Source organism: Thermodesulfovibrionales bacterium, from assembly GCA_035686305.1.
GTDB lineage: Bacteria > Nitrospirota > Thermodesulfovibrionia > Thermodesulfovibrionales > UBA9159 > DASRZP01.
The window spans coordinates 17,931-27,979 of record DASRZP010000128.1 but is presented as its reverse complement, the minus strand read 5'-3'; the positions used below and the strand labels follow the sequence as shown (position 1 = coordinate 27,979).

The following is a 10,049-nucleotide window of genomic DNA, read 5'->3' as shown; positions in this document are numbered from 1 at the left end:
CTATAATGCCGTTTGTTCTCATTGTTCATGTGATCGTTTGTTCGGCTGTTTAAGAATTATTTCAGTCTGTGGGGATTCCGGCGAATGCAGCCTCCATCGAAACAAGCTACTCTCAACGTTTCTCTCCGTATTATAGACTATCCATTTGTTTACTTCACCGACTTATCCACAGTTATCACAAGGCGAAACTCTATGAGGAGTAAGACGGGAAACAAAGACCTCTAAAAATACCCGAAGGCGTATGTACAGCCACAACTCCGCGATGAGCGCTGCCTAATTAGGATGAGGATTTCGGATGGTAACCTCGCGGGGCCTGCAGCTGCCAAACAAGCGGCAGAAGATGACCCCGCTATTAAGTTATTTGTTGAAAATGTCCTGAAGTCCCTTAGAGTCCTTCGTGGTTCCCATAGCTATCATGAGCAGTATCCTCGCCTTCTTAGGGCTAAGGTCGTTTGCGTAGACAGCACCCAGTTGGGCGAGTGTTTGACTGCCACCTTTCCACGCATATTTGGGTCGCACCCTGCCATCAGGAACCCAGGAACTTATGACCACGGGGATTCCCTTGTCACGAGCCCTCTTGATCGCCTCATACATTTCTACGTTTACATTGCCTATCCCGTTACCCACGACCACTATTGCCTGCGTACCAGAGTCGATGGCCTTATCGATGAACTTTCCGTCAGCCCCTCCATACATGGCCACAATGTCCACAGGAGGGGGGGGCCCTGTGATTGGGAGGGTCTGGCGTCTCAGCGACTTTCTGATAAAGAGGATTCGATCATCGTCCACGTATCCGAGGAAGCCCGCCTGCCCGGACTTGAATGTCTCGAATCGTTCCTTACTGGTGTCGGTAACTTCTCGTGCAGCATTTATCTGACTGTTAAGGACTACCATTACTCCCTGACCGATAGCCTCTTTTGCAATAGCTACACGCACAGAATTCAGGATGTTGCGTGGTCCGTCAGTATCCCATTGAGAGGCATCCCGCTTACCACCGGTGCAAACTATCGGCTTGTCTGTCATGCTGGTCAGATCAAGGAAGTAGGCTGTTTCCTCCATTGCATCGAGTCCCTGAGTAATGATTACACCGGACACGTCAGCCCGGGCCAGTATCTCGTTGACCTTCTGTGAAAGTTCAAACCATTTTTGAGGGGTGTAATAGTCGCCTGGGATGTTGCTGAAATCGACCACTTCGACATCGGCAATGTCCTTCAACCCCGGAACCGATGCAACGAGGTCAACTCCGCTGACCGCAGGAACAAGGCCGCCTGCTTTGGGATCAAACTTCGTTGCTAATGTTCCTCCGGTTGTCACTATCACGACCTTAGGAAGTGAAGCCGCTAAAACTCCAGATATTGACATTACCACTAGCACCATTACAAAAACTGTTACAACAAAAATGTGTCTTTTCATCTTGTTGTGAATGTGGTCTGTTCTTCGCATCTTTAGCTCCTCCTTTCTCGTCTTTTTCTGTGTTAACCCCCGCCTCCTTAGTTTCCTTCTACCACAATCCAGCATGTCCGTCAAGTTTCATGTTATCACCCATGCAAGGCATAATTCGAAATAGTACGAATGTTAAGACTGCAGGTGAAGCTAGCGAACTAATCCAGAAATGTCTCAGTTCGCTTAGCAGGAAGTACAATTTCACGGGCACTGAGGATTTGCAGAAAGAATCTTCTCACTTTCCGGTCCGACCTCGACCGCGCGGTGTATCGGAAGTAATTAACGTCAGCCGATTGCCGAATTCTGAGATGTTTGAGCGGAAAGAGGTAGATTCAGGACATCGAAACTGTTGTCGATTTCAGGAAGCACATCTCAGTGCTTGTTTAGGGGGGAAGTTGCAATGGTCCGGCACATGCTGTCTGGAACGATCCGAACAAATAGCACACAAGAAACAGAATAATAGGCATCGGTGGAATCTCTGGGGTGCCTTTCCATTGATTGTAACGAAATCCTTGTGATAGAGTTTATCAATTCGGAAAGGAAGGCCGAATGAAAAGAGGCGATATCATCCCGCGGGAAATCATTGAAGACAAGATACTGTTCATCCGAGGCAAGAAGGTGATGCTCGACAGAGACCTTGCCTTGTTATATGAAGTTGAGACGAAGGCTCTCAACAGGGCGGTAAAGCGTAATCTTGACCGTTTTCCCGAAGATTTCATGTTCCAATTATCAGACGAGGAGTTTGAAAACTTGAGGTTCCATTTTGGCACCTCAAGATGGGGCGGCCAGCGTTATCGCCCTTATGTCTTTACAGAAAACGGTGTAGCCATGCTCTCAAGTGTGCTGAACAGTCAAAGGGCTATTCACGTTAATATCCAGATCATGAGAACCTTTGCAAGGCTTCGGGAAATGCTCATGACTCATAAGGATTTGAAACAGAAGATTGAGGAGATGGAAAAGAAGTACGATTACCAGTTTAAGATTGTCTTTGACGCTATCAGGCAATTATTAGAACCTCCGGAAAAGCCGAAAAAGAGAATAGGTTTTCTTGCTGAGGAGAAGGGGAAATAAATTTTTATCAAGACCATTAAGTCGGACGCGCCCAGGGCTTACGTGCAGACCAACGGTATCGAGGCGATCAATAAGTATTACGATAATCAAGAGGAGATCGTAAAGACTCAGGAAGCCATTGCCGAGGCGCGGAAGCAGCTGGACGCAATGCTTATAGGTCAGTAAAAGGGAAAAATCTCGGCCTAATAGCCTGAGTAATGTGAATAATGCGACTGGTGAGAATAGTGCGAAGCGTGTGATTCGTGAGAATAATGTGATTCATGGTCTGCAAGTTGAAGATATAACTTCTGGCCATCCAGGCAGGGCGATGTAACATATGTGTTGTGTATAAGCAGCGGGCGGACAGAAAAAGACAAGGCCATCAGAGAGAAACAGGAGAAGGAATATCTTGCCGATGTGTCACGGCTTAAAAAGCGGGTAGAAGGCGGTCGCCGTTCTATGAAAGAGACAGCAATTTATGAGGCGATCGGCCGTCTCAAAGAAAGATACCCTCGGGTTGCCCGCTATTACCTGCTTACCTACGATGCCGGAAAGAAGGATTTGCTCTGCACTGTGGATAAAGAAAAGATGCGAAAGGCGGAATTCCTTGACGGCAGTTATATCCTGAAGACCGACAGGGCGGATTTGAGCGCAGATGAGATATGGCGAATATACATGACGCTGACCCGCGCGGAGGCCGCCTTCCGGGCGATGAAAAGTCCTTTGTCAGAGCGTCCCATTTTTCATCAGGTGGAACGACGGGTTGAAACTCATATCTTCCTCTGTGTATTGGCATATCATTTGTTGGTTGCGAGGGGTGGCACGCAGAGGAAGCCATACGATAATGAACTCGGGAGACCTTTGTCGATGCTGTGTAAAACGGCAACCGATGGATATAGGACAATGAAGAAATTAATTTTTAAACAAAATTTAACTTCAAATTCATTCATATGTTGAAGTCATTCTTCTGGGGCTTACTGGCAACGTCCTCCTTGATAGTAGGGGGACTTATTGCCACAAGCTTTTCCTTAAGCAAACGAACCATCGGGATCATCATGGCTTTTGGCGCCGGGACATTGATTTCGGCAATCTCCTATGAATTAGTTTTTGAATCTGTAAAATTGGCAAAAGGAACCGGTTTTCCTGCCTTCGGTTTTTTCACCGGGGCTTTCACCTTTTTTTTCGCCGACAAGCTGATTGAAAAATTGGGAAGCGACAACCCTATGACTGTTGAAGGATCTCAAAGTTCCAAATTGATAATCCCGATGGTACTGGCCATTATCCTTGATGGAATACCTGAATCTATCGTCATAGGATTAGGGATATTCGAAGGAGGTACCGTAAGCCTGGCCATGTTGGTGGCGGTTTTTATTTCCAATCTTCCGGAAGCCATTGCCGGGACTACCGGGATGAAAGCAAGTGGCTGGGGCCGGGAAAAAATAATCTTTCTTTGGTTATTCATTGCTTTGGTTTGTGCTGGTTCAACCGTTGCAGGTTATAGCCTTTTCAGGAATGCATCCGAGCACTGGCTGGCATTTATCCAGGCTTTTGCTGGAGGAGCTATCCTGATGATGTTAGCCAATTCAATGATGCCAGAAGCTTATGAACATGGAAGAAAAATGGCTGGTGTTTTCACAGTTCTTGGATTCTTTGTTTCAGTAGCAATGGTTATTTTCGAAAATTCTTAATTACCGGGGAACGTCAACAAAATAATCATTGAAGCGAAGAGTTGTTCCAAAATAAGCACAACAAACGTAATTTAATATAAGACATCGCGAGGACTGGGCATCTTTCAAATCAGCCAAGCGACCATGTGAGTTTCTCCCCGCATTATGCCAGGGAAAGGGCATCTCCAAAGGCCCAATCAACTATTTCGGCGTCTTCCTGTAACCGAGAAGACTTTCAGTTTTCGATGACTATCGATTTCCATCTCCTACCCCTCGCCGAATGACTCTTAGCTGAAGCAATTTCTTTGTGTTGACTATGCTTACTTACAATAAGATATAATCAGTTGAATTCTTTATGACATCCCCGCAGGAGAAGAATATGGATTTGATCAAGAAATTAATATTGACTATCCTTTCGCTCAGCTTACCGGCACTCTCGGACCGGTCTATGTCTGTCCATGGTTTGGGCAGCCCGGTGATCTGCAGGAACCGTGGCTGTTCCTGTCGAGCCTTTTCATGTTCATGTGGCTGACGATGCTGTTGCAGCAGCGGACCATGCTGGACATAGGGGTAGTTTTGATATTGGCCGCTATTCTTACGGCAGTGATCCTTTCCGGGTGTTGCATCTTATTGGTATGGTCGCAGGGCAGGGAGGAGGAACGTATTGAAGAACAATCCCGGCCTTCAGGGACTGACGGAGACGGGAGGCTGAGGCAGATATAAGCTGCTGAATCTTTTATGACACCCTCTAAGGAAAGGAAAATGGATTGATCAAAAAATTAATATTGGTTATCCTTTCGCTCAGCTTATCTGCCCTCTGGGGCTGTGCGAGCATCGGACCTCACACCGTTGCCCGCGACCGTTTCGACTACACCGGTGCGATCGGGGATTCCTGGAAGCAGCAGATGCTCTTAAATGTGGTAAAGGCCCGGTATGGCGATACTCCCATCTTTATTGACGTTGCCTCGGTGATCAGCCAATACTCTCTTGAAACAGGAGTCAACGTCAACGGGCAGGTCGTAAAAAAAGAGGGATTTGGTGACCAGTTTATTGGGATGGGGGCCCACGGTACGTTTACCGATCGACCCACTATCACCTACACACCGCTCAGCGGAGAGAAGTTCGCACGGAGCCTTATGAGCGACCTTGAGAGGGTATCCCGCTATAGAATGGGTCGCATCAAGGGTAAGAGAGCCTTATCTTTGCGAACCCTTGATATTCTTGGAGCGGGCGACGGGATTCGAACCCGCGACCTTCAGCTTGGGAAGCTGACACTCTACCACTGAGTTACGCCCGCAAATATACTGTTTTATAATACAGCATACCTCGAAAAGTCAAGGAACAAGCGCATGTTACCCGGCCAGAGGAGCGCTTCCTGGCCGAGATGCATTGCTCCTTACGGATGAAAAGGATTAGAATAAAAATGAGCTGATTATGAAGAGTATCAAGAATAAGCCCCTCCCCTTTATTATTGCCTTAACTCTTTCCCTTGTGGTCCATCTCATAGCCTTGGCCGGCGCCAGAGGAGTTACGATTGCGGGTCTTCATCCTCCGGACTTCATCGTGGTCAACATTGAAAAAGAGTCAATGCCGAGAGGTGGCGACAAGGGATCGATTCGAGATGTCTTTCAGAAAAGCGGGCAGAAGCGGGAAGCGAAACTTCAGAATGGTCTTGCAGAGACAGGGGCTCGATCACAGCGCCACGAGAACCTTGAGTCTGAGGAAACGCCGGAAGAGAAGACCGATATAATAGCTGCTGAGAGTGATGCCGATACCTTTTCGCAGGACCAGCCTGCTCAGATCGGCGACGGTACTGCGAAAGAAGAAAAGGCATCGGCGTCAAAGACTGAGGAGACAACCGGGGAGGAGACTGGTGAAAAGACAGAGGAGAAGATTGAGGAAAAGACGGCAGAGCCGACCAAGTCCTTCAGGGAGAAACTGAACTACGATCTTTACTGGCTGGGAATCTACGTCGGGAAAGCAGCACTCGAAACGACCGTTCAAAACAGCAGCGTGACGATTACCTCTCAGGCACATTCCGCAAAGTTCCTGTCAAATTTTTACAAGGTTGAAGACTACTCGGAAAGCAGGATCGAAGACGGCATGCCTCTATCATTCAGGATACGACAGCATGAAGGCAAATACCGGAGCAACAAGGAGACGCGATTTGACCTGAAGAACAGGAAGGTGACTTACTTCGATCACCTCAAGGACATCATGAATGAGCACGACGTGACGCTCCCGCTCCTGTGGGATGTTGTTTCCGGATTCTTCTACCTCAGAATTCAGCCGCTGGAGATCGGAAAGAAGATTTACGTTCATATCTTTGACAGTGACAAGATTCTCTCTGTTCAGGTTGATGTCCTGAGAAAGGAGAAAATCGACGTCGCGGGGAGGGGCGAAACTGATACGATAATCGTGAAACCCATATTGATGTCAGAAGGCCTCTTCCAGAAAAAGGGAGATGTGCTGATCTGGCTTACCGATGATACGAGCAGGATACCGGTAAGGGTGGAGACGGAAGTTCCCATCGGAAAGGTCGTCGCACAATTGCGAACGATCGAGATCGAGAAGTGATATCAGGTTATCCTTGATTCTTGCAAACAACTGTCAGACAGGCATGGATCGAAGCCCCGGACATGTGATGAGCTTCCGGCAATGAGGTATTCTCCGGATTTCACCGAAAGTGACCTCGCGCATTGAGCGCACGGCAACAGTCGTCAACCATCAAGGGTACCGCAAGAGAGGACTTCTCACCGTGCCTGCCTTCCCGAGCCAGATAGTGTCATGCACTTGGCAGGTCATCATCTAAGAAGAAGTAGGCTGATGAGGGTGAGTGCTCTTGCAGCGCTTCTCATGCTCTTCGTCGTCACCGGTCTGCCGGCTTCCGATAAGTATGTCCGGAAGCGTGAGGCTATGGTGGAACACGATCTCAAGGGAAGGGGCATTACAGACAGAAAGGTTCTTGAGGCGATGGGAAGGATTCCCAGGGAGCTTTTCGTGGACGAGCAATTGAGGGACAATGCCTATGCCGACCATCCCCTTCCCATTGGAGAAGGTCAGACCATTTCACAACCCTATGTCGTCGCCCTGATGACGGAGGCGCTGAAGCTCAGACCATCAGACCGGGTGCTCGAGATAGGAACAGGGTCAGGGTACCAAGCTGCGGTTCTTGCCGAGATCGTGAAAGAGGTCTATACGATCGAGATCAGGAAATCTCTTGCCGAGAAGGCAGAGAAGAGGGAAAGAGAGCTCGGTTACAAAAACGTAAGGGTGAAATATGGAGACGGTTATTTCGGATGGGAAGCATACGCGCCTTTTGACGCCATCATCATAACTGCCTCGGCAAACCATGTCCCTCCTCCCCTGATCAGGCAGTTGAAGGAAGGAGGGCGGCTCATCATTCCTCTCGGGAGCACTGTCTATTACCAGACCCTCACGCTGGCGACAAAGAAAAAAGGTGAACTCGATCTGGTCCAGATGCACCCCGTGGCCTTTGTTCCTATGGTTGGTGAGGTCGAAAAGAGACGGTGAGCGTCAGAAACGCCAGACCATAGGACAATGCACCAAGCCATAAGACTGCCCCGAATCCCAAGGCCGTCGCGATCATAACCGCAAGGATCGGCGCGAAGACCGAACAACAGCCGTTCATTGCCCAGGCCCAGGGGATCGAATTACTGTCCCTTTCGCCAAGGATCCTTATACCGGCAGGGAAAGGGATGCCCATCAAGAAACCGAGAGGCGCAAGAAGGACAAAGAAAAGCACAATCCTTAAGGGTATCGCAAACACTGTTACTGAGCTTGATATCGGCGGCAATACTTTGGTATAAAGCATGATGAGCGCCAGGATTGCCAGGATAACAGGGGGACGCCTAAGCCATGGCACCTTGTGGCTGAGAAGGCTCCCGATCCCTGAACTCATGAGCATCGATGCGAGGACGGTCGCGACCGCGTAAGGCGGATGTTCAAGGGGCAGGATCATCTTCTGGATGAGCGCGGTCTCTACAGACATGTAGCCGAGTCCGAGGAAGGCGAAGTAGGGAAGGAAAATCCTGCCTGAACGGAGGGACTCTCCCTCCGCTCTGTTTTTGAAGAGTGGAAGGGATACGAGGACGAGACTCAGAAACAGCACCTGGAGAGATATTGCAGGAAGAAGATAGCCTTCTTCAAGGAAATATTGCCACTTTTGACCCATGAGTCGGTAGAGATGAGCGATATTCTCGATCCTCAGATAGTACTGAAAAAAGGGACGATCATCATAAACAGGCCTTATGTCGAAGAGATAGTTCTTGATGAATTCTGTACGGTTGTGGGAGTCCAGGATATCCCGGAAGGCTTTGAAGTACTCGTTTGATGGGAGTCGTATGTATCTGTTGCTTTCATCTTCCTGAATTCCTGGATAATGTACGAGATCGAATCTGCGGTCATGGGAGAACCTCTTAACCTTCTCTATCTGTCCCGGCGTGAAGGGTGATCTCTTCATAAGGAGACAGATGCTGTCCCAACTCCTGATTGCGACAACACGGGCGGCAGCTTCGGCATTCCCAGACTCCTTCACGACTTCAACAAAGGTGTTCAGGAGTCTCAGCTCACTTCTCGGCGGAGGGAGGAGAAAGAGGTTTATACTTATCAGTCCTCCGGGTTTCAGATGGTCGAGGTATTCCCTGAAGGCTTCCACGGTAAAGCGGTAATCCTCTGATATGCCGAAAGATCCGCTCGGCGATGCACCCATGAGAGAGATGTCGATGATATCAAACTTCCTTTCACCTCTCCGGAGCCATGACCTCCCGCTGCCTGACCACGCATTTTGGGTGTAGAGACCTCCGGAATAATAAGCATACTCCTGTCTGATGATCCTCATCAAAAGGGGGTTCGATTCTATGGTGGCGATATCATGTGAACCGTAATGCTTTGCCGCAAGGTCCTGGAGCCCTCCCTTTGGATCGAGGATCAGTACGTCCTTTTTCTCGCCTATTTCATAGGGTAACGCCGACGGCAGGAACCTGAGGAATTCATGCGAATGGCGATCACCTGAATAAGTTATCGCGTTTATGTCGCCTCCGTCTATCGCTATACCTGTCTGTTCCGGGAGAGTATCGAGATACCTGAGGCTCAGTCCCGGTGCAAAGCGGACTGCCGGGCTTCGGAAGGTGTCGATTCTCGAGAAGGGACTGAAATAGGTCTTGAGATGCTCTGCGCCCGGGAATCTCAGGGCCGCCTCAAGACCCTTGTAAGGGGACATTCTCAGGTCGCCAAAGACCGGTCTGAGGAAGAGGAGGGCGAGACAGGACAGTATGAACAGGGGAATCGCCCTCTTCAACCTTCCCGTTGCGACGAAGAAAGAAGAGGAGAGGACGATTGTAGAGAGGATAAATGGTACCCGCTCAGGGGCGACGGCGTTCAGGCAGAAGAGGATTCCGAGTGAACCGAATCCGGCGCCGAGAAGGTCCGAGGCATAGAGGAGACCGGCCTTATCGCTCATGGATGAAAAGGCCGTGACAACGATCGTCCCGGCGAAGAAAAAGGGAAGAGAGAGTGTGAGGTAGTAAAAGAAAATGTAGAGAAACTGCACCCTCTCCCAGGAGAGCCTGACGGGATCAAAGGGGATCAGGTTGGCAATGAGATAACTCAGCGAGACGCTGAGGCCGAGGAGGACGACATTGAGGGGGATCCGGGAAGGGTCTCTGAGCCGGGGATAAAGAGAGAGCAGCGTACCGCCGGCGCCGAAGCCGAGCATAGCAATGCTCACGACCATAAAGGCAAAGTGATACCAGAGGGAGATCGAAAAAATCCTTGTAAGCGTTATCTCATAGGCAAGGCTCGACAGGGAGGAGAAGAATATGACGATGAATATCTTTCTCTTTGAGGCTTCCATAGTGATGGAAGATT

The 10,049-nt window shown here is 49.2% G+C and carries 9 protein-coding genes and 1 tRNA gene; 7 read left to right on the top strand and 3 right to left on the bottom strand.

Going from position 1 to position 10,049, the window contains the following annotated elements; all coding sequences use genetic code 11:
- Positions 1 to 357 precede the first annotated feature (357 nt).
- Complete coding sequence (locus VFG09_14350) at positions 358 to 1,443, bottom strand: asparaginase (GenBank protein HET6516336.1); 1,086 nt, start codon at positions 1,441 to 1,443, stop codon at positions 358 to 360.
- Between the two features lie 549 nt (positions 1,444 to 1,992).
- Between VFG09_14350 and VFG09_14345 the strand changes: the two genes are divergently transcribed.
- The 5 genes from VFG09_14345 to VFG09_14325 all read left to right on the top strand — a co-directional run bounded on the left by VFG09_14345 (position 1,993) and on the right by VFG09_14325 (position 4,883).
- Entirely contained in the window at positions 1,993 to 2,514 is a 522-nt protein-coding gene (locus VFG09_14345) for an ORF6N domain-containing protein (protein HET6516335.1), read from the top strand.
- Between the two features lie 42 nt (positions 2,515 to 2,556).
- Positions 2,557 to 2,679, top strand: coding sequence for a hypothetical protein (locus tag VFG09_14340; GenBank protein HET6516334.1), 123 nt, complete (start codon positions 2,557 to 2,559; stop codon positions 2,677 to 2,679).
- 156 nt (positions 2,680 to 2,835) lie between these two features.
- The gene (locus tag VFG09_14335; protein HET6516333.1) at positions 2,836 to 3,450 is read left to right on the top strand and encodes a hypothetical protein; all 615 of its coding nucleotides are present in this window, start codon (positions 2,836 to 2,838) and stop codon (positions 3,448 to 3,450) included.
- Between the two features lie 98 nt (positions 3,451 to 3,548).
- Positions 3,549 to 4,181 carry a hypothetical protein gene (locus tag VFG09_14330; GenBank protein HET6516332.1) on the top strand — a complete coding sequence of 211 codons (633 nt, stop codon included), beginning with the start codon at positions 3,549 to 3,551 and terminating at the stop codon, positions 4,179 to 4,181.
- A gap of 501 nt (positions 4,182 to 4,682) precedes the next feature.
- Positions 4,683 to 4,883 (top strand): hypothetical protein, encoded by a 201-nt coding sequence (locus VFG09_14325; protein ID HET6516331.1) that lies wholly within the window; start codon positions 4,683 to 4,685, stop codon positions 4,881 to 4,883.
- A gap of 499 nt (positions 4,884 to 5,382) precedes the next feature.
- Here the strand turns inward: VFG09_14325 and VFG09_14320 are convergent.
- Positions 5,383 to 5,457, bottom strand: a tRNA-Gly gene (locus VFG09_14320).
- 137 nt (positions 5,458 to 5,594) lie between these two features.
- Here VFG09_14320 and VFG09_14315 point away from each other — a divergent pair.
- Both VFG09_14315 and VFG09_14310 read left to right on the top strand, forming a co-directional pair.
- Entirely contained in the window at positions 5,595 to 6,737 is a 1,143-nt protein-coding gene (locus VFG09_14315; protein ID HET6516330.1) for a DUF3108 domain-containing protein, read from the top strand.
- A gap of 249 nt (positions 6,738 to 6,986) precedes the next feature.
- The gene (locus VFG09_14310; GenBank protein ID HET6516329.1) at positions 6,987 to 7,694 is read left to right on the top strand and encodes a protein-L-isoaspartate(D-aspartate) O-methyltransferase; all 708 of its coding nucleotides are present in this window, start codon (positions 6,987 to 6,989) and stop codon (positions 7,692 to 7,694) included.
- On the opposite strand, the gene VFG09_14305 is transcribed toward VFG09_14310, so the two are convergent.
- Complete coding sequence (locus tag VFG09_14305; protein HET6516328.1) at positions 7,663 to 10,035, bottom strand: hypothetical protein; 2,373 nt, start codon at positions 10,033 to 10,035, stop codon at positions 7,663 to 7,665. The two genes, VFG09_14310 and VFG09_14305, sit on opposite strands and share 32 nt — an antisense overlap.
- Between the last annotated feature and the right edge of the window lie 14 nt (positions 10,036 to 10,049).

Coding starts and splice junctions, on each gene's coding strand:
- VFG09_14350 (HET6516336.1), bottom strand. CDS start 1,443: ATGCGAAGAACAGACCACATTCACAACAAGATGAAAAGACACATTTTT.
- VFG09_14345 (HET6516335.1), top strand. CDS start 1,993: ATGAAAAGAGGCGATATCATCCCGCGGGAAATCATTGAAGACAAGATA.
- VFG09_14330 (HET6516332.1), top strand. CDS start 3,549: ATGGCTTTTGGCGCCGGGACATTGATTTCGGCAATCTCCTATGAATTA.
- VFG09_14325 (HET6516331.1), top strand. CDS start 4,683: ATGTGGCTGACGATGCTGTTGCAGCAGCGGACCATGCTGGACATAGGG.
- VFG09_14315 (HET6516330.1), top strand. CDS start 5,595: ATGAAGAGTATCAAGAATAAGCCCCTCCCCTTTATTATTGCCTTAACT.
- VFG09_14310 (HET6516329.1), top strand. CDS start 6,987: ATGAGGGTGAGTGCTCTTGCAGCGCTTCTCATGCTCTTCGTCGTCACC.
- VFG09_14305 (HET6516328.1), bottom strand. CDS start 10,035: ATGGAAGCCTCAAAGAGAAAGATATTCATCGTCATATTCTTCTCCTCC.